This is a genomic window from Neorhizobium sp. JUb45, from assembly GCF_004343585.1.
Classification (GTDB): domain Bacteria; phylum Pseudomonadota; class Alphaproteobacteria; order Rhizobiales; family Rhizobiaceae; genus Neorhizobium.
This window is the reverse complement of the sequence record NZ_SLYW01000008.1, coordinates 141251-165776: the sequence shown is the minus strand read 5'-3', so window position 1 is coordinate 165776 and position 24526 is coordinate 141251. Positions and strand designations below refer to the sequence as shown.

Sequence of the window (24526 nt, the reverse complement as noted above, 5' to 3'; positions counted from 1 at the left end):
ACGCAAGATGGTTCCAAAAGACGAAAGCGTTTGACCGAAAGGCGGAAAACGTCGTAGCCGCAAAGGGCAATCAGGAGCGGCGGGAGCGTTATCACATGGGTATCAGAGGCGGCGAGAAGGCAACTCTGCAAGCGGCCAGAAACCTGATCGCCGATCACCGTCTGGCAGAAGCGCGCGCGCTGCTCGAAGAGCTTCGCACCGGCCTCACGTCGCAATCGATCGACAGTTTGGGTCCCATGACGTTGCTGGGCATGCCGCGCAAATTGCATGCGTCCTTTCTCAAGCTCGCCAAGGCCGAGGGTGACGCGGTTGCGCGTATCGGATTGCAATACAATCTCGTGCCCGACCCCGAGCGCATAACCCGGCATTTTCGCGTGGATGATACAGCTCGGCGCAGCATGGCGGCGCTCAATGCCGCACCTGTTCCGCGCGTGATCCACCAGGTCTGGATCGGTTCGAAACCGGTTACCGCCAGCGTGGAGGCATGGCAGCGGCATGCAGAAGCCACGGGTTATGATCATCGCCTGTGGCAGGAAGAGGATATCCGTTCCATTGGCGTCCATGACAATGCGGTCTTCCGGGCTTTTCTCGATGCCGGCGATTTTCCAGGCGCCGTCGATGTGGCCCGTTACCTGATTTTGGCGCGTGAAGGCGGCATCTATCTCGACTGCGACTGGTACCCGGCCCGCATGGATGTCGGTTTCGATGCCTTCATACCATTGGTCGGCCTGTCGGCACTGGCGGAACAGACGCCACGCAACCTCGGCGGCGAAAGCCTTCTTCTCACCAATTCGTTCATTGCAGCACCGCCGCAGCATCCGCTGTTTGACATTCTCGTTGATGCGCTGCCGGGCGTGATGGCGGAACTGCCGGGCGCACCCGCCTGGTGGGCAACAGGACCGGTGATCTTTACGCTTCTCGCACGTATGGCGGCGGTGACTGTGCCGGATACGCGGTTCGTGGCCGCAAATCTTGCACAGCAAGCGCCGGTAGCCGACGTGCTGGATACCGCGCGAAAGGCGGAAGGTTCTGATTCAGGTTTTCTGATCGGCTGGAAAAGCTGGTGAGGCAAGGATATCTGCCGCAGACCGCCACCGGCAGCCTGGATGGCCGGTTGTCAGGCTGAACAGGCGCTCAAGAAAATCGGCAACCGCACCATCATGAACGAGGTGATGGGTGAGCACGCCAATGGCCGCCCCCGGCCGGCAGATCGCTGCCGTTTCTGCAAAGAGGACGGCCGCATCGCGACCGCCGCGGGTGCCATGCCAGTCGATGACATCGACATGGGTGTTGAGCATCGGAACGGCCGCCGCTTTTTCCGGCCCGAAGGTGGAAAGCGCGCAGTACCCCAGTGCCGGAAGTAATGCGACGACAGCCGGATCGATACGATTCCATGGCGGCACCAGCATGGGGAAAAAACGACGCCCATGCAGGGCGGTGAGCATTTCCAGACCTTGCTGAAGCTGTTTCTCGACGACATCAATCGGCCGATCTAGACCGAGTTCGCGCTTCTTGACGCCTTGCGGCGCATGGTTTTCATGCGACCAGCCATGCATCGTGACCAGAACATCCGGCTCACGTTCCAGCCGTTTCGCCAGCGCCTCACCGGTATGGGCAGGAATGACGGCGAGTGTGCTCGGGATCTGATGGCGTGCCGCAGCGCCGAGAAAAGCGTCGAGCGCATCGCTGGGTTCGATGCAATCGTCATCGCGCAGCCACAGGTCGACATGCTTGCCATTCGCGGCCAATCTGTCCAGCGCCTCGATCAGCAGTCGTTCGGTCATCGCAAATGTTCCAGATGGGTTTTCAGAATGGTGTCGAGCCGGCTGGACGCCCCGTTGAGCGAGCGTTCGTCCAGTACGAAGTGCCTGGCGGCTTTGGCCATCGTGTTCCGGTCAACGTTATCGAGCAGCAAGTGCCGGATCGCGGCGGAATAGGCAGCGACGTCACCGGGTGCAGTCAAAATCCCTGTGCGGCCATGGATAACGACTTCCGGCACGCCGGCAATACGTTCGGCCACGACCGGCAATCCGGCTGCCTGCGCTTCCAGATAGGCAAGACCGTAAGCCTCGCCATGACCGGGCCAGAGATAGAGCGCACCTGCGGCAAGCACGCCGGCAATTTCGTCCGTAGCCAGCTGGCCGTGCCAGACGATGCGATCAGATCGGAATCCGGCAAACAATGCTTCCACTTCACTGCGCGCGGGGCCATCGCCGACGATCGACAACGTCCACGGAAGATCGGCAAGATTTTTCAGTGCAGCGGCCAATGCGGTGTAGCTGTTGAGCTTGTCGCCTGCGCGCATCATCGCCACCGTGACAAGCCGAAACGGCTCTGGAGACGGCAGCAGACTGGAAAAAGCAGCCGTGTCGATGAAGGGGGGCAGATGTTCGAGCCGGGCGTCCGTCACCGATTGGCTGATGCCGTCGAGATCACGCCGGGTGAAACCGATATTGACGGCGGCAAGGCGCAATGCCGCGCCCAGCAGGGCCTGATGATCACGCCAGCCCTGACCATTGCGGCGCTCGGAATAGGAGGCTTCGGCTGTTGCATAGGCAACACCATGCGCCTTGCACAGAGCAGGACCGATGAGGTCAGGCGACTTGTAATAAGGATGATAGCAGAACCACAGATCAGGCCGGCCAACCTCTCGCCAGGCTGCATCGATTCGGTCGATTTCCAGGCCGGCCTCCTTCTGCAGGCGAGGAAGTGCCGCGGGATCTGCAGAAAACGAGCGAAATTCCGAGGCGATCTCGACTTCGTGACCACTCTTGCGCAAGGCTGCAATCAGCAGCCGCGCCATCAGGCGGTCACCAGAGGGAACCGGATGGTTGGGCGACTTCAATGGCGCATGGAAGGCGATTTTCATGGAGAAAGGCATAAACGCCGAGCCGAGCCTGATGCAAGCCTCATCACCGTGAACCGGCGTGAGGCACGAGACCTGCGGCCAAGTTGCGCCACCGCCGTCCCTTGACAGTTCGGCCCGCTGCACTCAACTGAGGGACATCGAAATTCAGGTTCCTTCCCCGTGACCAGCACTCCATCTTCTACCCTCCTCGCCGCCATTCAATCCAAATCCGCCCGCGCCGGTGTCATCGGACTTGGTTACGTTGGCCTGCCCCTGGCAATGACCATGGCGCGCGCCGGCTACTGCGTTACCGGCTTTGACATCGACCCGACCAAGATGGTGGCGATCGAGGCGGGCAAGAGTTACATCGAGGCAGTGCCGGACCATATTCTGGCGGGAGAAACGGCAGCCGGCCGTTTTTCCGCAACCACCGATTTTGCCCAGCTGCGCGATTGCGACGTGATTGCAATCTGCGTTCCGACGCCTTTGACGCATCACCGCGACCCCGATCTCTCCTACGTGGAAAAAACCTGCGAAAAGATCGCCGAGACGCTTCGTCCCGGCCAGTTGATCGTGCTGGAATCGACCACCTATCCCGGCACGACCGACGAGGTGATGAAGCCGATCCTCGAAAAATCCGGCCTGCGCTCGGGCGAGGATTTCTTCATCGGTTATTCGCCGGAACGCGAAGATCCCGGCAACCGTGAATTCGAAACCTCGACCATTCCGAAAATCGTCGCCGGCGACGGCGAAGCCGCGACCGAGATGATGCAGGCCTTTTACGGCTCGGTGGTGAAGACGGTGGTGCCGGTGGCATCGACCGCAACAGCCGAAGCCGTAAAACTGACGGAGAACATTTTTCGCGCCGTCAATATCGCCCTCGTCAATGAATTGAAGGTCGTCTACGAGGCCATGGGCATCGATGTCTGGGACGTGATCGATGCGGCCAAGACAAAACCGTTCGGTTACATGCCATTCTACCCCGGCCCCGGCCTTGGCGGCCACTGCATCCCGATCGACCCGTTCTACCTGACCTGGAAATCACGCGAATACGATCAGCCAACGCGATTCATCGAACTGGCCGGCGAGATCAACACGGCCATGCCGCGCCATGTGATCACCCGTCTTGCCGAAGCGCTTGACATCAAGGCCGGCAAGGCGCTCAGCCGCTCGAAAATTCTCATCCTCGGCCTCGCCTACAAGAAAAATGTGCCGGATATTCGCGAAAGCCCGTCGCTGAAGCTGATGGAGATCATTCTCGAGCGCGGCGGCGATTTTGATTATTGCGATCCCTTTGTCCCAGAAATTCCGCAGACCCGCGAATACGGACATCTGCGCGGACGCCGGTCGATCGGCTGGAGCGAAGCGGATATCCGCAGCTATGATGCCGTGCTGGTCGCCACCGATCACGACGATGTCGATTATCAGGCGCTTGCCGACTGGTCATCGCTCGTCATCGACACACGTAATGTCTTTGCTCGCCGCAACATCAGCGCCGATCACATCGTCAAAGCATAAGGATCTTCCATGAGCCGGCTCGACAGTTTTATCAACCGCATGACGGCACAGCGCGATATCCTCAATCACATCCGCGATGCCCTTTCGCTTCCGGATGGCGCCGTTCTTGAAGTCGGCCTCGGCAATGGTCGCACCTACAGCCATCTGCGTGAGAATTTCGGCGACCGTCGCATCGTTGTGTTCGACCGGCAATTTGCCGCGCACAAAACGCTGGCACCGGAACCGGAAGATTTTATCGAGGGGGAAATCCGCGAGACCGGACAGGGGTTTGTCGGCAAAGGTGCAGCATTGGTGCATTCCGACATCGGCACCGGTTATCCGGAAAAGGACGCCATCACACTGCAATGGCTGCCGGACATGGTGGCTGGCATGCTGACGGAGGGAGGAATTGCCGTCAGCGGCCTTCCGCTGTCACATCCACAACTGGAAGAACTGCCCCGCCTGCCCAACGTGGAAGAAGGCCGTTATTTCTATTACCGCAAAACAGTCTGAGGTCAGTTGACCAGCTGACGCTGACCAGCACGGGTACGATCGAGTTCACTGGTCGTGCGATGCAGCTGCTCAGCAAATGCGCGAGTGACTTCGCGTGTCACACCCGGATCGATCAGGACCTTGGAGAAGGCGTCCTTGCAGATCTTGAGTGCCTCGACTGGAGTGGTGCTGCGAACGGTCGCGGTGCGGACACCATCACAGAGCAGGCAGACTTCGCCCACGATGCAGTCACCCTTGACTTCGCCGATCTTCACTTCGCCATCAGGGGCTTCCATGAGAATATCCGCGCTGCCACTCAGAAGAACGTAGGCGCAATCGCCAGCGTCGCCCTGATGAAAGAGCTCCTGGTTGGCATCGTAGCTGACCCTGCTGGATGCGAAAGCCAGTAGCTTAAGACGGCACGGATCCACCTTCGCAAAGTAAGGTATCCGGCGCAAAAGCTGTACTTCTTCCCTCAGTAACATAGTCGTCACCACCGCTCAGCTGTGCTTGATAGCCCTCTCCTAGGCTACCAGCGTTTTGAATATACCACTTTCCTGCTCAAGAGTCTCGAATGTTCCATCATCTGCGATCGAGCCTCTGTCGAACACCACGACCCTCTTGAACAAACGAGCGAGAGACGTGTTGGACAACACCCATATAATCGCAGGATCATGATCCTGTTCCTTTAGAAAATCTACTACGTTTTTAACGATCTCGTTTTGTACGCGTCGATCGAGGCCAGGTAGAGCCCTGTTAAAGATATAAAAATCCGATCTGCGGATCAGCGAACGTGCCACATTCAGCTTCTGCCGCTGCACCAGCGTCAAGCGCCTGCCGCCTGCACCGATGTCGAATTCCAGGCCCACGCCAAGGAAGCTGGCGTAAAGATCCTTCTCATGCATGACACCGGAGGCGACCGCCCGGATCTGCTCACCGGCATCGGCGATACGGTGGCTGAGCTTGCCGAACAGGATGTTTTCACGCAGGCTCGCCAGCGCGATATAGCGATGCGGATCGTAGCGTTCAATAAGGCCGGAGAGATGCGCAGGCAGCTTGTCGTGCAGCAGGTCGCGCGCCTTGACGATCCTTTCCGAAAGCTCCGGTGTCAAAAGGCCGAAACGATAGCGTAGTTCCACATAGTTGAAACTCAGGCGCAGCATCGCCCGCAATTCGTCGCGGTTCGGCCGGACACCCTCAGGCCGATCCTTGAAGCGTTGCAACAACTGTTCATAGACGTCGATTTCATCGGCGCTCAAGGTGATCATCTGCTGGAAGAAAGGATGGTCTTCCGGCAGGCTGCCAAAAATGTCGACAAGGTTTTCGGCGATTGCCGTGCCCATATCGAACAGCGGTTCCAGCAGGGCCGCAGAACGCAGCACGTCGTAGAAAAAGTCACTGTCGAGCAGCGAGTTTTCGCCGCCGACACCTTGGCGCATGGTGCCGAACAGCAGGTTTTCGCCGACACTTGCCTCGATATTGTAGCGATCGGGTTCGAAGAACACGACCAGATGCGAAAGCCCCTTGGCAGCCAAGGTCGAGCGCAACGCGTGCCGCATGTCGACGATACGGGCCGCAAGTTCGGTATGAATTTCCGGATCGAAGCTGGAGTGAAGGGCCAGATCCATGATGTCGGAGGTCAGCTGGACGGCATCCAGCGCCGCCAGCAGCGAATTCTTCAGGTCATCTTTCTGGCCGTGACGAACGGAAGTGGTGCTGCGGTCTAGCCATTCTGCATGAACATCGAAATCGGCATTGCCCGCCATACGGGCCTCGTGCATCTCCCAGCGACGCTGCGTGGCGTCACGACCGCTATAGGTGACGGTCGATGTGGGGGCGTGTTTCAGGCCGTAGAGAAGATTGTCCTTCAACGTACCGTGGAAAAAATAGCTGTCGGCACCGGAATAGGAAATGGCCCGGCCGGATACCGATTCCGGCAATTCGAGCAAATCCGTTTCCTGAAGCGTGATCTTGCCGGAGATCGGCCAGACGACACGGCCAAACGCTTCGGCAAGCGCTTCAGCGCCACTGCCGGCATTGTCGATGATGGCAACCGTCTCGCCGCGCTCGAATTTGACCGAGACACCTTCCGCCACTCTCGCGCCGCTCTGGTCTTCGATCGTGACATTGACGGCGGCAAGCGGCGTAAGCGACTTGTCTTCGGATTTCGCCGCCAGCGCATGAATGGCAGGCGGGATCATCATCGGCGAGTCGAATTCCTCCAACACCTGCTCGTATTTGACCTGCACATCCTGGCGCGCCTGATCCCAGTCGATCAGTTCCTTCAGCGGGCCGGGCAGATCCTTGTAGGCATTGATCACGGCAATCAGCTGGCCGACGTCAAGATTGCCGCGTAGCGTCAGGTACCCGCCGATCGAATAAAACAGAAAGGGGGTCAGCTGCGACAGGAAATTGTTCACGAACTTGACGAGAAATTTCCACTGATAGAGGTCGTAGCGGATCTTGTAGATATGGCCGAGGCGATGAGAAACGTCGGCGCGCTCGTAGTTCGAGGTATCGAAGGCATGGATCGTGCCGATGCCCTCGACGATTTCGCTGACCTTGCCGGCGAAATGGCGTGCCGTGACCTGGCGCTGCCGGCCGAGTTCGATCAGCCGGTGCCGCATTTTCGGTATGATGCCGACCTGGATCGCCACCATGGTGGCCGCGATCATGCCCAGCCAGAAATTCTGCACCATGATGAAGAACAGGGCCGCAATTGCCTGCCCACCCAGCATGGCAGGCTGCACGAAGGCATCACCGGTAAAGCCACCGAAGGGTTCCACCTCGTCCTTGACCATGCTCGACACTTCCGCCGCATGCACCTTTTTCAGGTAACTCGGCGGGAAACGAAGAATTCGATCGACCAGTTGAAAACGGATGCGGCGCAGAAGACGCTCGCCGAGCCGGCCCTTGTAGGTGTTGATGTAATATTTGAAGAGGCCATTGATGATGACCAGGAGCAGGAAGACACCGGACAACGCGCCAAGCGTTTCCAGACGATCAAGCGGAATACCGTCGAACTGAAAGACGTTTCCGAGCCACGGCAGCGTGACGGTGAAATCCATATAGGCTTGCGTCGCGCCTTCGCTTTCGAAGCCGCCGCCCTGGATGGGGCCGTTGATGATCTGTTTGGGCAAATCGAAGGCAAGGAAGTACGGCACCATGGACGCCGCCACGATGGCCAGAATGAACAGCTGCTGCCGTCGAGTATGTCTCCAGATGTAACGGAGAAGACTTTTTTCCATGGGATGCCGTCAAAGGGACGGCAGGTGCACGTCCATGTCTCTACATGTGTCAGGCGCTGTCTATAAACATCCGAATCTATGGCTGCAAATCGCCTCGCGCATTGCAGCCATCAGGTTTTATCATCCTTTCGCGACCTTGTCGTGTGGCAAGGCCGCACCAGCCGTGACCTTCATCCCCTACTTCAAGGCGCGTTCGAAAATGCGCTGGAGCCTTTCGGCAAAGGCGCGCGGCTCTTCCGGCTTGTCACCATCGAGAATACGGGCCTGATCGAGCAACAGCAGTACAGCGTCGTCGCGCAGCGCCTGATCATCGGACTTGGCGGCGATGGCCCGCACAAGTCCGTGATCGGCGTTGAGTTCCAAGACAGGTTTGCTTGAACCTTCGATGCGACCCGCACCCTGCAGGATCTTTTCCAGCTGACGGTCATAACCGCCTTCGGATGCGACAAGGCATACGGCGCTTTCGGTCAACCGGTCCGAAACACGCACATCGGAAACGGCATCGGCCAGACGCAGCTTGGCAAAGGCAATCAGATCATCGAGGACAGCCGTGGTCTCCGGCTTTTTCGCGGCCTCCTCACCCTCGGGCTTTGCGAACTGCGACAGATCCGCTGCTCCCTGGGTGACCGACTTGAACGATTTTCCTTCGAATTCCGGTGCGTTCATCACCCAGAAACTGTCGATCGAATCGGTGAGCAACAGGACCTCGACACCGCGGGCGCGAAAACCTTCGATCTGCGGGGAATTCTTCAGCTGCTCGAGATTGCCGCCGGTGAGGTAGTAGATCGACTGCTGCCCTTCCTTGGCATCGCGGACGTAATCGGCAAGTGAACGGTAGCCTTCGCTGCTGGACGTCGAACGAAACCGCGAAAGGCCCAGAAGCTGCGAGCGGCGCTCGAAATCCTCGTAAATACCCTCTTTCAGAACCGGCCCAAAATTTTCCCAGAGTTTTGCGAAAGCCTCCGCGTCGTTTTCGGCCAGCTTTTCGATGGCGGTCAGCACGCGGCTGGTGACGCCCTTGCGGATTGCCGAGAGGATCGGGCTTTCCTGGATCATCTCGCGCGACATGTTGAGCGGCAGATCGGACGTATCGACCAGACCGCGCACGAAACGCAAGTAACGCGGCACGAGATCGGCATCGTCCGTGATGAAGACGCGCTTGACGTAAAGCTTCATCCGGCCCTTGCGGTCTGGATCGAACATATCGAAAGGCTGCGAGCCGGGAACGAAGGCAAGCGTCGTATATTCATGGCGGCCCTCGGCGCGAAAATGCACGTTGAGCGCAGGCTCGTCATACTGGCCGGAAAGGCTGCGGTAGAAATCCGTGTACTCTTCCGCAGAAATCTCGTTTTTGGAGCGCGTCCACAGAGCGCTGCCATCGGTGACGCGCAACGGCTCAGCACCGGGCTTTTCAACCAGCAGGACCGGCACCGGCACATGGCCGGACTGATCCTTGACGATCTTTTCGATGGTCCAGCGCGAGGTATAGGTGCTGGCATCCTCCATCAGATGCAGGGTGATGGACGTGCCGCGCGCGGGCGCATCGGCAAGATCGACCGCATCGATGGCATAACTTCCCTTGCCGTCGGACGACCAGCGCCAGGCCTCGTTACCGCCTGCTCGGCGGGACACCACGTCAACCTTGTCGGCCACCATGAAGCAGGAATAGAAACCGACACCGAACTGGCCGATCAGTTGCGCCCCCTGCTCGCTCTTTTCAGCTTTCGCCGCCTCGATGCGCTCCATGAAAGCACGTGTGCCGGAGCGGGCGATCGTGCCGAGCGCCTCGATCATTTCCGCGCGGCTCATGCCGATACCGTTATCCTCGACGATGAGGCGCTTGCCGTCTTCATCGAGCGTCAGCGTGATGCGGCCTTCGCCGTCTCCCGCAGCAAGGGACGAATCGGTGATCGCCTCGTAACGCAGCTTTTCGCAGGCATCGGCGGCGTTGGAAATCAGTTCGCGCAGGAAGACATTGCGGTCGGAATAGACCGAATGGACCATCATATGCAGGAGGCGGGCGACATCTGCCTCGAAGGCGTGGTTTTCGACAGTCTTTTCTGCAGCGGTCTCGGTCATGTTTCCTCTCGTCTCCAACGGTATGTCTCGCCGTCCGTCGATGCGGTCGGCGTCAATCGGTTACCAGCAAGATAGGAAGTCGGAAAACACAAAACCAGAGAGGGAAAGCGCGCAATCGCAAATGCGCGCCATCACCCTGGACGATGCCTCAGTAATCGTTGTTGCGGGCGGCGCGGGTATCGGCCAGTCCGCGCAGGGCGGCACGGTTGCCGGTCTGCGCAGCCGCTTCGAAAACCGTCATGGCATCGGCGTAACGCTGCATGTTGAGATAGGCATAACCGCGCATCACCATCAGGTCGACGCGTTCGGTTTCCAGCTGGGCACGCTGATCGAGAAACAGCAAGGCATCGCGGTAACGGGCTGCATCGAACGCTGCGGTGGCGCGGTTCGAAAGAATCGCCACCTGCAGTTCGGATGCACGTTTGCGGGCAAGCGGCGCCTGGGTTGCGGCCACTGCGGCATTGTCGGTCAAGCCGACGCGTAGATAGGCAAGCGATTGGCCGTAAGCCGCATCCTCACGCACCTGCCCGGAGCCGCGTTTCAGGGCGACACCGAAGGCATCGGCGGCCTCCATCGGGCGGTTAAGCTCCATCAGGCACCAGCCGCGCGTGACGGCTGCGCCCGGCGCCAGACCTTCGGGATCGATGGTGGTCGCACAACCGCGCTGCGGCCTTGCACCGCGCGAAGATACATTGACGGCGGCGGCCGTTCTCGGTGGAGCCGCATAGTTCTGCGCGAACGGCGCAGGCGCATTGGTGGGCAGGACCGGCACCGGTCTTGAAGCGACGGGCTGTTGAGCCGGCTGAACCGCATATTGCTGTGTCGGGTATGGCTGTTGCGTCATATATTGCTGAACTGGCACCTGAGCGCCCTGCTGCGCAATTTGCTGGGCGGCCAGCGTTTCCTGCGTGGTTTCACCGAGATTGGCGATGCGCACGGAACGGCCCTGCCACTGACGCTGCACGGCGGCGACGCCGGCGCGGTCGTTGAGCTGGTTGCGCGACAGAACGAGCCCATACGCGGAGGGTTCGTCATCCGGCTTCCACGACAGCGCCGTCTCGAACCAGCGAGCCGCTGTCTGCGGCTGATTGAAGTTGCGGGCATACCAGCCGAACTGCTGTGCGGAGGCGGCGTCCTTGGCATCGATAACCTCGGCGGCAATACGCTGCAGCACCGGCTCGGCCAGAACCGGAGGCGGCATGATGGCGAGCAGATTGGCCGTCGCGGCCATATAGGTGTTCTTGGCGTCGGTGGAATCGTCGCGCCAGCGATACATCACATCCTCAGCTTCCTGCGGAGACTTTTTTGCAATCAGGCAAAGCGCCAGTCCTTGCGAGGCCGAGGCGGAATCCTCACGTTCGCGGGCCATGCGGAACCATTTTTCGGCAGCACCGGTATCTTCGCGTCGCAGGCGATACCAGCCGGCAAGCAGCGCGTCGGATGCAAGTGTGCCATCGGCCGCAAGCTTTTCGACGCGCGTCACATAGGCGTCGGCAATCCGCATTTTCGGATCTTCATTTGCCTCGGCGACAAAACGCCGGGAGAGATCGTCGCGCAGGCTGTCGAACTCGCCTGAGCCGTCTTCGTTGCGATGCTCCGATGACAGCAGATCCTGCATGCCTGCATAATCAAGCACGGCCGATGCCTTCTGCACCGTTGCCAACCGTTCCGGCGGCACGGTGCAGTTTTTCAGGACATAATTATAGGCATCTCTCGCGCGTCCTGCCCGATCTGTCTGCGCAAAGGCCTCGGCGACGCGCCAGAGAACATCGACTTCACTGCATGTCAGGAGCGCCGATGTCTGAGCCGCGATTTCGACGACCGTCTGATATTGCTTGAGATCAGATGCATTGACGAGACGCGCACGCGCCTCGGCGACTTCCAGCCGCTCGAGCAGATCGGCCGGCGGCTGCCAGGCGGCTTCAGCCGTCCGGCGATCGGCGATCGCCTTGCGCAATTCTGCAAAACGCCCGTCGGCATAAAGCCGCCACATGCCCTCGATCTGCGGATCACCATTCTGCGGCACCGCCAGTGGATCGCTGGGCGGCATCCAGTCGGGATAAAGTGTCCGAAGGCGGGAAATTTCTGCCTGAAGGCGAGCCTGATCGTTTCTCGCCGCGAAATAGCGAAGTGCGCTTTCATCGACTTGGGGGCGGCTGTCTTGCGCCTGCGCGGTATTAGAAGATGTCGCAGGTGCCTGTACCGGAGGTGCAACGGTATCTGCCTGAGACAGCTGCAACGGTGCTTCGACAGTCGAACCGGTGGGACCGGAATGGAAATCTATACCCGGCGCACCGACCGGCAGACCGTCCGGGCCGCGCACACGACCCATGACCATGAGTTTTGGCGCAGGCTGTTCCTGCCCGCTCTCGAGAGAGGCGAAACGGTCGCGCAGCGCATTCGGGTCGTTCAGGCCGTAGACGGCTGCCGCCACGGCGATGACTGCCACTGCTGTCGCAAGAACCTTTCTCATAGGCATTCCGGGTGCTTCTCTGCGATGAAGGCCAGGCCCAGCAACTGGAGCGTGGACGGATAATAGAGGACGGGTTCGAATCGACGAACATCATCCGGCAGCTTTTTACCGTCTACCACACAGGCGACAAGATGGTTAACCAAACGATAGCCGGGATCGGAAAGCGTGTCTTTCACCTGCCCCGTCGTGACATCGAACGTCCCCGTGGCACCGGGTGATGCCGTTGTCGCTTCAGCAAGCCAGGTCAGCAAAGCCCGATCCGTGATGCCTGCACGCGCAAGGTAGAGGGGAATTCGGATGGCGTTATAGCCGTATTCCGGCGCAAAGCCGTCGGCCGGTTTCGGCTGGCGCGCGATACTGACCCAGTCTGCCGGCAAACGGCGCGGACCGAACCGCATGGCCTTCAACAGCGTCTGCCCGTCATCGCCGAGTTTCTGCCAGCGATCGGAAGGCGCCAGCATGTTCATGATCGGCAAGGCTTCATAAACCCAGTAGGATGGATTGATGACCGGGCCATCCTCACGGTCATCCCGCCCGAAACCTTCAAGCCCCGGCAAGATCACGGTGCGGCCGGCATTGTCGACAACGGCGCTTTTCAGAAGCGTGCGGGCGATACGCTTGGCGGCCACGGTATAATCGGCCCTGTTCCACGCGGCGCCACCGAGCGCCAGACCATAGGCGATCAGAAGATCGCCATCGGAAGCGTTGTTGGTATCGATCACATGCGGCTTTGCCTGCGGGTCCCATTTCCACACAGCCAGACCATCATCGCGCAACAGCAATTCGGTGCGTGTGAAGGACCAGATCTGTTCGAAATCGGCGGGATTATTGGCGAGATAGGCAAGGATCAGGCCGTAGCCCTGTCCCTCGCTATGGCTGATATTGCCATTGCCGTTGTCGATGATGCGCCCGCTGCCATCGAGGAATTTTGCCTTGTAGGCATCCCATTCCGCTGCCGGTACGCCCGCCGCCTGCGCCATGCTCACACTGCCTCCCGTAAGCGACATCGCAATCGCCAGAAAAAAAGCAGCACAGGCAAGACGTGGGCGATCAAAGCTCATTTTCGCCTCCCGATATTGGAGAGCAGGCCTGCCGTGGTGATGCCGATCAGGAATGTCATGGCCGCAAACAGTGCCGCGAAATAGAGCACGTTGGTGGACAGCCAGTTGGCAGCGATCAGGCGGTAATTCCAGATGGAGTTATCCGTCGGCGCAACGAACGAAAAACCTTCGGCCGCAACATTGTCGATCCGTCCCGTCCGCGACGAATAGGTCGTGATACGACCTGTGATTTGCGGCCAGAATTCCTGCGAGGACATCACGCGTGCACCATCGGCGAGGTCGGCGGAGGAAGGTGCCGTCACCACGGTCCAACTGCCGGTACCCGAGGGGCTTAGCCCCTGGGCAACCATGAAGGTCGCGGCGTTGGACGGCGCAAAGGGCTCTTCATTGCCGGGAAACAACCGGAACGATTTGAGCGATATATCGAAATTGCGCTGCAGCCATTCCTGCAAGGCCGAAATCTGTCCGTTCCAATTGCCGCCACTGACGCGGTCGCGCCATTGGTCGAACACTTCGCCGGTATTGACGTTTTCGGCCGTGGCTCCTGCCGTCGGCCGCCATGCCGCCTGACTGGTGGTCGCGATATTGGCCTGCGACAGGACGGTTACCGGCATTTGCGTGACGGAGCCGATAAAGATCGCATCGCGGTCTCCGGCGGCATTGGCGGAAGCGATGGGATCGATTGCCAGCGGCCGCCCCGCCATCAGCGCCATGCGTGACAGCAATGTTGCGGTGGCTGAAAGCGTATCGCGATCGATTCTGTCCATGAACAGCGGTGTCGCATCGTCACCGCGGTTATAGGGATATCCGGTCCCGACCATGCTCGACAGATCAGGCCGCTGACCGATGCGGGCGAAATCCGGCATCTGGAATTCGGACGTATCGAACATGGCAAACCGCGGCGTGGTGGAGGCCGAAGCGCCGGGTGCGCAAACCTCGTCTTCCTGCGTGCGCAGCACCGTTTCCATCTCCACCGTGTTCACGCCCGGCTTGAAATGCCGCATCGTCACACGGATCGGCAGATGCCGCAGAATGCCGCCACCCGAGGTGGTGATCGGCACGGTGGAAGCGATATTGCCGTTGACATAGACATTGATCTGACTGCCCGGCAGCACCGCTTGCGAGTATGCCGCGTCGAGCAGAATGGTAGCTTCGCCATAACCCTGCGCATAAAAATCGGCCGGAACACCGATCTTGAAACCGGAACGAACGCGGCGGCCGGAAAATTCCAGCGTCTCCATACCCAGTTGTGCGAAGCTGAGGGTGGCATCGGAAAATAGCATGGGCGCATCGGGCGCCGACCAGCGTTGGGTCGACAGCACACTGCGCTGGGCGCTGAGCGGTCGATCGACCGGCGAAACAACCGAATCGACGGCAGAAGCGATGGATTGCCAGTTCGGGCCGCTGATGACCAGCACCGGCTGCCCTGTACGCCGGTCATCCACGAATGTGGCAATCGGCGCACTGGTGGCCGAGGACGGCAGATCGGGGAAAAGCGGCTGCAACTCGGCCGCGGTCCCCACCAGCACCGTCAGCTTGCCGGAGGCAGAAGCTGTAATGCGATCCGTCTGGAAATCGAATTTCTGGCTGGGCATACCGCTGAGAACGGAAAGACCCTGGGTAAGTCGCAGGATGGGCTTCAATGTGCCCGGCTGATCGAGCGAGGGGACAACCATGTTGAATGTCGTCGCACCCGTCTCGTCGACCCCGATGGCGCGCAGCGCGTCGATGCTCGACAGGCGCGTCGCCAAGGCGCCGTTAAAAGCCAGATAGGTGCTGGCCGGATCGATATTCGACCATAGCTCATAGGTCGAGGCGATGGAGCAATCGGTACGGTGGCGCTGGTCGGCGCGCAGGGTGACGACATTGACGCCCTGCTGCAAGAGCCCCGGCGGCACGGCAAACGACACCTGTCCGGGCGTTTCGGAGGCGGTCACCCGCTGCTGGCCAATGAGGCGATCGTTGACGAGAACGGAGATCTGCGATGCTTCCGGCGCCACAACGACGGCGTTCTGATAACCCAGATTGAAACGTGCCGGGCTGCCGGCCTGCTCGGGCGTGACATAGACCGACCAGGAATGCTTATCATGCTCGCCTTCCAGAACCATGGATGCGGCAGGAATGATGTTGCGGCGAAACCCCTGCGACGCAACCTGTCCAGAGGTGGCGACGCGGCTCGGCGGCGTTTTCTGACCCTGCTGCACAGCCGGTGGCGCGGCACTGGGCGGAGCCGCCTGGGCCGGCATTTGCGGCGCGGTGGCCGGAGCCTGCTGCGGCATCACCGGTGCGGCCGGATCGGACGAAGGACTGGTCTGCTGGCTAGGTGCGGAATTGGCGCGAGCCGGTGGCGGTGCAGCGCCAGCCGGCCGTTCGCCCGACATGTCGAAACCTGCGGACTGCGCGAAAGCGCAGGTCGCGGTCAGGATGGAAAGCGTGGCAGCAAGGCAGGTCCGGCGCATCAGTTTTTCGCTCCTGCTGCATCCTTCGCGCCGCTTTCTTCCTGAACGGGGCGGGCACTGCGGAAGAAATACACCAATCCGCGGCTGGTCTGGTAGAGCGCCAGACCGATGAACCAGATCGTGCCACGGATGATGCCCGGATTGTAGCGCCGGGATTCCTGGAACTGCGACCATTGCGAGGAATTGGCGAAGATGAGGTCGGCGATCATGCGGTGATCCTGTGCCGATTTCGGCACATACTGGCAGCCGACAGTAGTGATGTCGCCGGCCGATTCGGCATTGCGCACGGCGACCGACAAGGTCACCATCTCGCCGCCGCTATGCGGCTGGAAACGGATCTCGCCGACGGCGCCCTTGACCATGCCGGCAGCGCGGCGGTTGAACACGTTCACCCGTGCGCCATGGACCGAAACGTCTTCGATGGAGGCAGCATGCCATTCATCGTGGACGCGGAATTCGCAGCGGCGGTTGATGCGCACGCGTCGGGATGCCGCCGGCTCGCCGCGTTCCGACACGACGCCGAGTGCGCAGCCCGCCATCAGCAGGTTGATGATATTCCAGCCACCGACCACCAGCGTCACATCGGCCTTATAGGGCTCGGCATAGATCTTGTAGATGGTGATCAGCAGCGCAATGACCTGCACTGCGAAGATGACGAAGAAGGGGCGGCTGATTTCCGACAGCCTGCTGGTGGCGATCGATTCATCCTTGGCCGTGACCTTGAAAGTGGGCTTGCGCGGATTGAGCATCACCGACACGACGGCCGGCAGAAGGTGCACCGTCTGCACATATTCGTAGAGTTCGGAAATCCATGGCCAGCGGAACGATCCGTAGAGATAGTTCTGCATCATCAGGTTCACGAACATGTAGGCGAGGGTATAGGCTAGGAACTCGCCACCTGATGCCGTGAAGATTTCCAGATCGAAGAACAGATAAAAGAGCGGCGCGAACAGAAAAACCGTGCGCGGAAATGGAAACATCCAGAACAGCGTTGACGACATGTAGCAGAAGCGCTGCGCAACCGAGAGGCCACGCTTCAACGGCGGGAAACGGAAACGCAGGATCTGCATCATGCCCTGCGCCCAGCGCGAGCGCTGGCCGATAAAGCTTGCAAACGTCGCGGGCTGCAGACCGGCGATCAGCGGTTTGTCGACATAGATGCTGTGCCAACCGGTGCTGTGCAGCTCAAGCGCCGTCTCGCAATCCTCGGTGATGCTGATGCCGCTGAAGCCATTGGTGGTTTCCAGCGCCTTGCGGCTGAGAACCGCCGCAGAACCGCAGAAGAAAGCCGCGTTCCACTTGTCGAGACCACGCTGGATGATGCCGTAGAACATCTCGTTCTCGCTTGGCATCTTGTCGAAGGTGCGAAGATTGCGCTCCAGCGGATCCGGGTTGATGAAGAAATGCGGCGTCTGCACGAGGAAGAGTTTTTCCTGCTCCTCGAAATAGCCTACCGTTTCCTTGAGGAAATCGCGTGCCGGCGCATGGTCGGCGTCAAAGACCGCAATCAACTCGCCGCTGGAATGCTGCATGCCATTGTTGAGATTGCCGGCCTTGGCGTGTTCGTTGCGATCACGCGTGAGATAATGGACACCCAAATCCTCGCAGAGCTGTTTCAGCTCCTTGTGGCGGGCCATCGCCTCCTGCGCCTCCAGAAGTTTCGGAGAATTGCGCTTCTGCAGCGTGCCGCCATCATCCAGCAGCCAGATATGCAGCTTGTCGGCCGGGTAATCCATGCTGCTGGCAGCTGCCAACGTGTTGGCCAGCAGGGTTGCATCCTCGTTATACGAGGGCACGAAGACATCGACATGCGGAAAATGTTCGAGCTTGCCCGCACGCGAGGGGCGCGGCGGCAGCGGTGTCGCGACGACGAAGAGGCTGAGGCCCAGCATCATCACGTTGTACATTTCAGCGAGATACAGCAGGAAACCGGGAATGAAGTTTTCCAGCTGGTTGATCGGCGGCAACGTGCTGGTCGTGCGCCAGTAGACATAACGCAGCACGATGGCCGTGCCGAAAGCCAGCGCGATCAGACGCCAGGTCCCCTCACCCTTGAGGATCTTGATGATCGCCATCACGGCGAGCGCGCAGATGCTGGCAATGAGCTGTGTCTGGAGATTGACCGGCAGCGTGATGAGAGCAATGACGGCAGTAACGACAATGATCCAGACGATGACGCTGCGGATCTTGTGAATGGGCATTTCAGAACTCCCCGCGCCGGTCTGGCGCAACTTCAATCCGATCCGTCATCGGTCTTGTCATGGGCAGCGCGTGCCGCTGCCGCCGACACAATCCGGGGTCGGCACCCGTATGGAATTTTGGTTTTGCATCGCTGGCCGCCCGTTTGCCGTAGCAGCGGCGGGCATTGACGAATTCGTTGGCGGAAGCGGTACCATGGGGCCGGTCGGTGCAGTCGAAACCGGCGGCGTCACGGTGCGGGCAGCCTGGCGGACCGGTGCCACCCGCGGGCGGGCGGGCGCAGCCGCGGCACGGCGCACCGCCGGTTGCGGTTCGTAACCAAGCGGTGCTGCATAATGGTCGATCGCTGCGGCCGCAGGATAGACCGGATGACCCGGCCGGCCGAGGTTGGGATCGACGCCATCCGTCCTGCCATAAGGGTTCCATTGCCAGCCGGTGAACGAGCCATTGATGGTGTAGCCGTACATGGTCGCCAGAAGCGCCTGTTCCGACAGCACGGCATCACACAACCGCAAACGCATCTGGATGATGCCGAGGTTATGAAGGGTATTGCGGGCATCGGGGCTGGAGCGGATCTGCTGCCAGCCATAAACGCAGGTATCGCCGCCACGGCTCCTGCCCACCGCATAGCTGAACGGGCCGTAATTGTTCTGCAGGTAGCTCGGCGTGCGCACCATGGCGATGCCCGGTACCTCGCTGCGCATTTCCCGCGAAACGGCGAGATCCGTCAGTCGAGCCGAAGAGAGCGTCTTGTCGGTATTCGTGCCCTCGATACCGGGGCCCACGAATTTGACCTTGATCGAGTTCTGGCCGGGTACGGAAGATTGCGTGCGCAGGGCTATATCCTGCTCTATGCCATTGCGGAAGCGGCGCTCGACAACGGCAATGATCGCTGGTCCACCCGGCGGCGGAAAGACCAGTGCTTCTGTCGCGGAAACCGAACGCGTCGGCTGAAACCGGGTGACGCCCTCGGTGGAACTGCAGCCCGCCAAGGCTCCCATCAACAGAACTGTCGTCGCAATCGATTTCATACAGGCAGCCGCAATCAAAAAACTGGTTCCACGCGTTGCACATCAAGACTGATTCGCGAGTGCTGCGTGGATAATATTAGCGTTTTAGTAACTGATTTGTTAATCAAGCGTTAACGCTATTCCCAGAAAAAGCCACATGCCCCACCACGGGATTGGAAATGACCGGCGATAGCCTATTCGACCAGTCGCATCACATCTCCGGCGACCGCATAGGATGACAAGCGGCCAAGAAAGCTCATGCCGATCAAGGCGGTCGGCAGGGCGCCATTGCGCACCACGAGTGCATCGACATCTTTCAACGAGACATTGCCGACAGTCAGACTGGCCAAGGTCACACGGGCCGCCTTGATGTCGCCTGCCGCAGTCGCGACCGTATGGTCGTAGACGAGATCATCCGAATCGATGCCGATGTGTTGCGCGTCCGTTTCACTCAAGGCAACGAATGTCGCACCGGTATCGATGACGCCGGCAACAGGACGGCCATTGATGACAAACTTGGCCGCGAAATGACCATCACGACCGGCCATAAGCGTCGCATCGTTCGCAAGTCTGGATGTTGAAGAGATGGGCTGCGATAAGGCGGCGCTGGGCTCCTTACCGGAGGCAAGCATCGCCGGCGCCTGGGTGGCGACAAATACCGCAAGGCTTGCAGCCACGACAATTCGTGCAAGCATGACAAGGAATCCTTCCTTTTGATCCCGCATCATGCAGGCCAGTGATTCGGCCCATACAGCTCAAAACGTTAAAAAATCCTCAAATGAGACGAGCGGGAAACCCGTTTCAGCGCAGAACCAGTGCAGATTTTGTGTGGCTTCGGAACAGATGGCCTCTTAAAGGGAACCGGTGAACATGCAGGGAGTATCGATGTCCAAGCCGCGCAAGCGACAGTCCATGGCCGGACAACGCCTGAAAAGAGACTTCCCTGACATCCATGCCGAGCTGGTTTCCGGCCGCATTCCCTCCCTGAAAAAAGCCCTCATCAAGGCAGGACTTGCCACCAGGCCGACGCCGATCGAAAAGCTGGTGAAGGCCTGGGGCAAGGCAAATGCGCAGGAGCGCGAGCAGTTTCTGACGCAGATCGGTGCCAACCGTATAGCTCCGACAATACCTGCAATGGCAGCAGAGACGGCGCACGGCCTTATTGCCAATGGCCGCTATCTCCTGCCGCAGACCGTGCAACGGATTGAAACCATCATGAAAGCGCGCAATCTGTCGCCATCGCTGGTGATGAAGGAAGCGGGATTTCCGACCGAAGGACGCGCGTTGACGATGGCGCTCGCCAGAAATGCAAGCCTGCGGCTCGCCGTCATCGCCGCCCTTGGACAGTGGATCAAGGATCAGGACTGACGATCATCCACCTGCGATCGGCAAACGATCCGCCAGCAACCGGATGGCATCGACGCCGACATTGGCGAAGGCGGCACGGACAAAACCCTGCTGATTTTCGCCAAAACAGGTTCCGGGCAGCATCAGGATACCGAATTCCGACGCCATCCAGCGCGTCACATCCATGGAGTCGCGACCGATAAACGGGTGCCGCAGATAAGCGAAATAAGCACCGATCGATACGATGGACCAGCCAGCCAGACCATCGATGACCGTTTGAAAGGCCTGTCGCCGCTCATCGATAATGGCGGTATTGCCCTGTCGCCATTCCGTCAGGGCCGGCAGAGCCGCAGCCACGGCATGCTGGGCCGGACGCGGCGCGCAAATCTGCAAATTGTCCATCACCTTCTGCAATTGCTCCATCGCCTTTCCCCCGCAAACGATCGCGCCGAGGCGGTGGCCGGGAATGCAGAAGACCTTTGAAAAGCTGTAAAGATGGATGAAGCCGTCCCGCCATCCGGTTTTGGAAAACAGCGCATGGGCCGGTCCGGAACCAGCCGGCAGGAAATCACGATAGGTCTCGTCGGCGATGACAAATATGCCGCGGGCTGCGCAGAGGTCGTAAAGCGCATCCAGAAAAGCAGGCAGATAGACTGCGCCGGTCGGATTGTTGGGCGTGACCACGAAAACGGCGCGGGTGCGCGACGTTACCGCCGCCTCCACCGCCTCGATCGACGGCACGAACCCGGCCTGCGGGTCGGCATCCACGACTTTCACGTCGATGCCCAGCATGCGCAGTGTCATTTCGTGGTTGAAATAATAGGGGCGGATAAGAATGACTTCGTCGCCAGGCCGCAGCAGCGCCAGCGCGACGGCAAAAAACGCCTGATTGCCGCCAGCGGTGATCTGTACATCTTCAGCCGTCACCTCGGCCTGATAGGCAAGATTGAGATCGGCCGCAAAGGCATTGCGCAGAACCGCCTCGCCCTGGATCTGGCCATAACCGCACAGATCGGCGCGGCTGGCCGTCTCCCCCAGCCAGCGCAACAGATCGTCATGCGGTGCGTAGCCCGGAACGGCCTGCGAAAGATCGATGACCGGGCCGGCCGCTCCCGTGTAGGATTTGAGACTTGCCTGCACGGCCGGGATCGGCGGCGGCGCCAATTGTTCCACCCATGGATTGAAGCTTAGCGGCGCAGGCATGTCGTTCATGGTTTCCCCTTTTTTCACCCGCATACGGGCCTGCTGCGTGACAAGGATTGTCCATCAGCCTTGCCAACCTGCAACGACATCGGAAAAATTGAAAGCCTCAGGCCTCGCTGACATTCTTCAGGAGAACGGACTGATCGGTGAGGTATCGCGCAAAGATCGGCAGGCTGGCCCCGCCGATGGCGCGCGCCTGCGATCCCACCTTCCCCTCGATGATATCGGGAATGACGACGCCGCGCAGATCGAGCCGGGCGACGGCCTCGAGGGTCGCGGTAACGATACGCTTTCTGACCCAGGCTGGAAAACCGCCATCGATGACGGCAGCGCCGAAATCGATGATCGATGCCGCCGCAACAATGGCCTGCGCCAACGCGGCGGCCGTCGCCTGGATCCAAACCTCAAGCGGCTCACCGAAATCGACCCACTCATCGGCGGAATACCACAAGGGCTGAGGATCGACACCGCGTTCACGCAGCATGTTTTCCAGAACGAAAATCGAGGCGATGTCGAGAAGCTGACGGTTCTCGCCATCCTTTCCGCGCACAGGCAGCGGGCCGACGGCCCCGGCCGTACCGGTTCGACCGGAAAAGATGCTGGAATTCAAAACAATGCCGCCACCGATGAAGGAACCGATGAACAGGTATATGAAATCGGGATAAATCGACCCCATCCCAAAAACCAGTTCAGCACCGCAGGCACTGGTGGCATCGTTCTGCAGATAGACGGAATGCGCCACCCGCGCTGCGACTTCCGCCTGCAGATCGAACCCGTGCCAGACATCCATCGCCCCGCTCGGAGCACCGATTTCATCGGCCCAATTCCACAATTCGAAAGGTGCGGCGATACCGATGCCGGCCACACGGGCCTGTTCCTCGGCATTCATCTGCGCCTCTATGTCGGCAATGCCGGACGTGATGATCCTGAGAATTTCCTGCGGAAGCGGATAGGCATAGGTCTCGTGGTAACGCTTGCGAATATTGCCGACGAAATCCATCAGCACGAGATCGGCGCTGCGGCGGCCGATTTTCACCCCGAAGGACAGGACTGCATCGGGATTGAGCCGCATCGGCACCGAGGGTTGGCCGACACGGCCACGCAACGGCTCGCCACGCAACAGCAGACCATCCTTTTCCAGCGCGCGCATGATGACCGAAGCCGTCTGTGCGGACAGACCACTGAGCCGGGTAATATCCGCCTTCGACAGCGCGCCATGCAGCCGCACCAGCGACAGCACAAGCCGCTCGTTATAGGCGCGCACCCGCGTCTGGTTGGAACCACCGGAAAAACCGGCAGATGAAACGAGCCCGGAAAGCGGGCCATCGGTGATCGACATCCAGCACCTCCCCGCCTTCGCTCTCTCACGCCGGACACAGCATGACAAGATGGAATAAATAATTCAATCGGAATTAATTATTGACAGGCGGTTTTGTTTTGCGATTATGCAAATCGCAAGAATGCAGGGATGTCTGGAGGAGGCATCTGGCTCGATCTGGCCCTGTATCGCTCGAACCCGTCCGCGTCGCGGACTTCGTCTCTGGGAGGAGATCATGAAAAAATCCGTATTGTCCCTGTCTTTCGGGGCGCTGGCGTTTGGCGTCGTGTTTGCAGCACCGGCACAGGCCGCCGATGTTTCCGCCTGCCTGATCACCAAGACCGATACCAACCCCTTCTTCGTGAAAATGAAGGAAGGCGCCACCGCCAAGGCCAAGGAACTCGGCGTGACGCTGAAATCCTATGCCGGCAAGATCGATGGTGACAGTGAAAGCCAGGTGGCCGCAATCGAAACCTGCATCGCCGATGGCGCCAAGGGTATTCTCATTACAGCTTCGGACACCAAGGGCATCGTGCCGAACCTGAAAAAGGCACGCGACGCCGGCCTTCTGGTAATCGCGCTCGACACGCCGCTTGAGCCGATCGACGCTGCTGACATGACCTTTGCCACCGACAACCTGCTTGCCGGCAAACTGATCGGCCAATGGGCGAAGGATACGCTGGGCGACAAGGCGAAGGATGCCAAAGTGGCATTTCTCGACCTCACCCCCTCGCAGCCTTCCGTCGACATTCTTCGCGACCAGGGTTTCATGATCGGCTTCGGCATTGACCCCAAGGACCCGAACAAGATCGGTGACGAAAACGATCCACGCATCGTCGGCCACGACATCACCAACGGCAACGAGGAAGGCGGCCGCACGGCGATGGAAAACCTTCTCCAGAAGGACCCGACCATCAACGTCGTCCACACGATCAACGAACCGGCTGCCGCTGGTGCCTATGAAGCCCTGAAGTCGGTCGGCCGCGAAAAAGACGTGCTGATCGTTTCGGTCGATGGCGGTTGCCCGGGTGTCAAGAACGTCGCCGATGGCGCGATCGGCGCCACCTCGCAGCAATACCCGCTGCAGATGGCAGCACTCGGCATCGAGGCCATCAAGAAGTTTGCCGATAGCGGTGAAAAGCCAAAGCCGACCGAAGGCAAGAACTTCTTCGATACCGGCGTGACGCTGGTCACCGACAAGCCCGTCCCGTCGATCAAGTCGATCGACACCAAGGAAGGCCTTGGAAAGTGCTGGGGCTAAGCCTCTAGCCAATTTTGCGGGCCGGTGGAGA

At 59.8% G+C, this 24526-nt stretch carries 18 protein-coding genes; 5 read left to right on the top strand and 13 right to left on the bottom strand.

Annotated features, from left to right (window positions below):
- Positions 1-95: 95 nt before the first annotated feature.
- Positions 96-1067, top strand: coding sequence for a glycosyltransferase (locus EDF70_RS24095; RefSeq protein ID WP_165932115.1), 972 nt, complete (start codon positions 96-98; stop codon positions 1065-1067).
- Here EDF70_RS24095 and EDF70_RS24090 read toward each other — a convergent pair.
- Together EDF70_RS24090 and EDF70_RS24085 are read right to left on the bottom strand one after the other, a co-directional pair.
- The gene (locus EDF70_RS24090) at positions 1035-1784 is read right to left on the bottom strand and encodes a polysaccharide deacetylase family protein (RefSeq protein ID WP_132278774.1); all 750 of its coding nucleotides are present in this window, start codon (positions 1782-1784) and stop codon (positions 1035-1037) included. The two genes, EDF70_RS24095 and EDF70_RS24090, sit on opposite strands and share 33 nt — an antisense overlap.
- Positions 1781-2869, bottom strand: coding sequence for a glycosyltransferase family 4 protein (locus EDF70_RS24085; protein ID WP_132278771.1), 1089 nt, complete (start codon positions 2867-2869; stop codon positions 1781-1783). The genes EDF70_RS24090 and EDF70_RS24085 overlap by 4 nt, the downstream gene beginning before the upstream one ends.
- 159 nt (positions 2870-3028) lie before the next feature.
- Here EDF70_RS24085 and EDF70_RS24080 point away from each other — a divergent pair, with 159 nt between their 5' ends.
- Both EDF70_RS24080 and EDF70_RS24075 read left to right on the top strand, forming a co-directional pair.
- Positions 3029-4366 (top strand): nucleotide sugar dehydrogenase, encoded by a 1338-nt coding sequence (locus tag EDF70_RS24080; protein ID WP_132278768.1) that lies wholly within the window; start codon positions 3029-3031, stop codon positions 4364-4366.
- A gap of 9 nt (positions 4367-4375) precedes the next feature.
- A complete protein-coding gene (locus EDF70_RS24075; RefSeq protein ID WP_132278765.1) occupies positions 4376-4858 on the top strand; it encodes a class I SAM-dependent methyltransferase in 483 nt (160 codons plus the stop codon).
- Between the two features lie 2 nt (positions 4859-4860).
- Here the strand turns inward: EDF70_RS24075 and EDF70_RS24070 are convergent, their stop codons facing one another.
- From EDF70_RS24070 to EDF70_RS24030, 9 genes are all read right to left on the bottom strand, one after another.
- Positions 4861-5322, bottom strand: a complete 462-nt coding sequence (locus EDF70_RS24070) for a Crp/Fnr family transcriptional regulator (RefSeq protein WP_132278762.1) — start codon at positions 5320-5322, stop codon at positions 4861-4863.
- A gap of 39 nt (positions 5323-5361) precedes the next feature.
- Positions 5362-8085, bottom strand: coding sequence for an ABC transporter transmembrane domain-containing protein (locus EDF70_RS24065; RefSeq protein ID WP_132278759.1), 2724 nt, complete (start codon positions 8083-8085; stop codon positions 5362-5364).
- Between the two features lie 177 nt (positions 8086-8262).
- Complete coding sequence (gene htpG / locus EDF70_RS24060; RefSeq protein ID WP_132278756.1) at positions 8263-10164, bottom strand: molecular chaperone HtpG; 1902 nt, start codon at positions 10162-10164, stop codon at positions 8263-8265.
- 148 nt (positions 10165-10312) lie between these two features.
- Positions 10313-12637, bottom strand: coding sequence for a cellulose synthase (locus tag EDF70_RS24055; protein WP_132278753.1), 2325 nt, complete (start codon positions 12635-12637; stop codon positions 10313-10315).
- Positions 12634-13698, bottom strand: coding sequence for a glycosyl hydrolase family 8 (locus EDF70_RS24050; RefSeq protein ID WP_132278750.1), 1065 nt, complete (start codon positions 13696-13698; stop codon positions 12634-12636). The genes EDF70_RS24055 and EDF70_RS24050 overlap by 4 nt, the downstream gene beginning before the upstream one ends.
- Positions 13695-16157, bottom strand: a complete 2463-nt coding sequence (locus tag EDF70_RS24045) for a cellulose biosynthesis cyclic di-GMP-binding regulatory protein BcsB (RefSeq protein WP_132278747.1) — start codon at positions 16155-16157, stop codon at positions 13695-13697. The genes EDF70_RS24050 and EDF70_RS24045 overlap by 4 nt, the downstream gene beginning before the upstream one ends.
- Positions 16157-18358, bottom strand: coding sequence for a UDP-forming cellulose synthase catalytic subunit (bcsA, locus tag EDF70_RS24040; protein WP_245519317.1), 2202 nt, complete (start codon positions 18356-18358; stop codon positions 16157-16159). Before bcsA ends, EDF70_RS24045 begins: the two co-directional genes overlap by 1 nt.
- A gap of 57 nt (positions 18359-18415) precedes the next feature.
- Positions 18416-19387: a cellulose biosynthesis protein BcsN gene (bcsN, locus tag EDF70_RS24035; protein WP_132278744.1), complete on the bottom strand. Its 972-nt coding sequence runs from the start codon at positions 19385-19387 to the stop codon at positions 18416-18418.
- A gap of 173 nt (positions 19388-19560) precedes the next feature.
- A complete protein-coding gene (locus EDF70_RS24030; RefSeq protein ID WP_245519316.1) occupies positions 19561-20061 on the bottom strand; it encodes a TIGR02281 family clan AA aspartic protease in 501 nt (166 codons plus the stop codon).
- A gap of 190 nt (positions 20062-20251) precedes the next feature.
- Between EDF70_RS24030 and EDF70_RS24025 the strand changes: the two genes are divergently transcribed.
- On the top strand, positions 20252-20734 hold the full coding sequence (locus tag EDF70_RS24025) for a hypothetical protein (RefSeq protein WP_132278738.1): 483 nt from the start codon (positions 20252-20254) through the stop codon (positions 20732-20734).
- Between the two features lie 3 nt (positions 20735-20737).
- Here EDF70_RS24025 and EDF70_RS24020 read toward each other — a convergent pair whose 3' ends face one another.
- Together EDF70_RS24020 and EDF70_RS24015 are read right to left on the bottom strand one after the other, a co-directional pair.
- Positions 20738-21925, bottom strand: coding sequence for an aminotransferase (locus EDF70_RS24020; protein ID WP_348639733.1), 1188 nt, complete (start codon positions 21923-21925; stop codon positions 20738-20740).
- A gap of 97 nt (positions 21926-22022) precedes the next feature.
- Positions 22023-23255: an ROK family transcriptional regulator gene (locus tag EDF70_RS24015; RefSeq protein WP_132278735.1), complete on the bottom strand. Its 1233-nt coding sequence runs from the start codon at positions 23253-23255 to the stop codon at positions 22023-22025.
- A 214-nt stretch (positions 23256-23469) separates the two neighbouring features.
- Here EDF70_RS24015 and EDF70_RS24010 point away from each other — a divergent pair, with 214 nt between their 5' ends.
- Positions 23470-24495 (top strand): sugar ABC transporter substrate-binding protein, encoded by a 1026-nt coding sequence (locus EDF70_RS24010; RefSeq protein ID WP_132278732.1) that lies wholly within the window; start codon positions 23470-23472, stop codon positions 24493-24495.
- Positions 24496-24526 lie beyond the last annotated feature (31 nt).

What these genes read in the sequence shown, in the direction of transcription:
- EDF70_RS24085 (WP_132278771.1), bottom strand. Translation starts at nt 2,869, where the DNA reads ATGAAAATCGCCTTCCATGCGCCATTGAAGTCGCCCAACCATCCGGTT.
- EDF70_RS24015 (WP_132278735.1), bottom strand. Translation starts at nt 23,255, where the DNA reads ATGTCGATCACCGATGGCCCGCTTTCCGGGCTCGTTTCATCTGCCGGT.
- EDF70_RS24065 (WP_132278759.1), bottom strand. Translation starts at nt 8,085, where the DNA reads ATGGAAAAAAGTCTTCTCCGTTACATCTGGAGACATACTCGACGGCAG.
- EDF70_RS24030 (WP_245519316.1), bottom strand. Translation starts at nt 20,061, where the DNA reads ATGCTTGCACGAATTGTCGTGGCTGCAAGCCTTGCGGTATTTGTCGCC.
- EDF70_RS24050 (WP_132278750.1), bottom strand. Translation starts at nt 13,698, where the DNA reads ATGAGCTTTGATCGCCCACGTCTTGCCTGTGCTGCTTTTTTTCTGGCG.
- EDF70_RS24095 (WP_165932115.1), top strand. Translation starts at nt 96, where the DNA reads ATGGGTATCAGAGGCGGCGAGAAGGCAACTCTGCAAGCGGCCAGAAAC.
- htpG (WP_132278756.1), bottom strand. Translation starts at nt 10,164, where the DNA reads ATGACCGAGACCGCTGCAGAAAAGACTGTCGAAAACCACGCCTTCGAG.
- EDF70_RS24075 (WP_132278765.1), top strand. Translation starts at nt 4,376, where the DNA reads ATGAGCCGGCTCGACAGTTTTATCAACCGCATGACGGCACAGCGCGAT.
- EDF70_RS24020 (WP_348639733.1), bottom strand. Translation starts at nt 21,925, where the DNA reads ATGAACGACATGCCTGCGCCGCTAAGCTTCAATCCATGGGTGGAACAA.
- EDF70_RS24010 (WP_132278732.1), top strand. Translation starts at nt 23,470, where the DNA reads ATGAAAAAATCCGTATTGTCCCTGTCTTTCGGGGCGCTGGCGTTTGGC.
- EDF70_RS24025 (WP_132278738.1), top strand. Translation starts at nt 20,252, where the DNA reads ATGTCCAAGCCGCGCAAGCGACAGTCCATGGCCGGACAACGCCTGAAA.
- bcsN (WP_132278744.1), bottom strand. Translation starts at nt 19,387, where the DNA reads ATGAAATCGATTGCGACGACAGTTCTGTTGATGGGAGCCTTGGCGGGC.
- EDF70_RS24070 (WP_132278762.1), bottom strand. Translation starts at nt 5,322, where the DNA reads ATGTTACTGAGGGAAGAAGTACAGCTTTTGCGCCGGATACCTTACTTT.
- EDF70_RS24055 (WP_132278753.1), bottom strand. Translation starts at nt 12,637, where the DNA reads ATGAGAAAGGTTCTTGCGACAGCAGTGGCAGTCATCGCCGTGGCGGCA.
- EDF70_RS24045 (WP_132278747.1), bottom strand. Translation starts at nt 16,157, where the DNA reads ATGCGCCGGACCTGCCTTGCTGCCACGCTTTCCATCCTGACCGCGACC.
- EDF70_RS24090 (WP_132278774.1), bottom strand. Translation starts at nt 1,784, where the DNA reads ATGACCGAACGACTGCTGATCGAGGCGCTGGACAGATTGGCCGCGAAT.
- bcsA (WP_245519317.1), bottom strand. Translation starts at nt 18,358, where the DNA reads ATGCCCATTCACAAGATCCGCAGCGTCATCGTCTGGATCATTGTCGTT.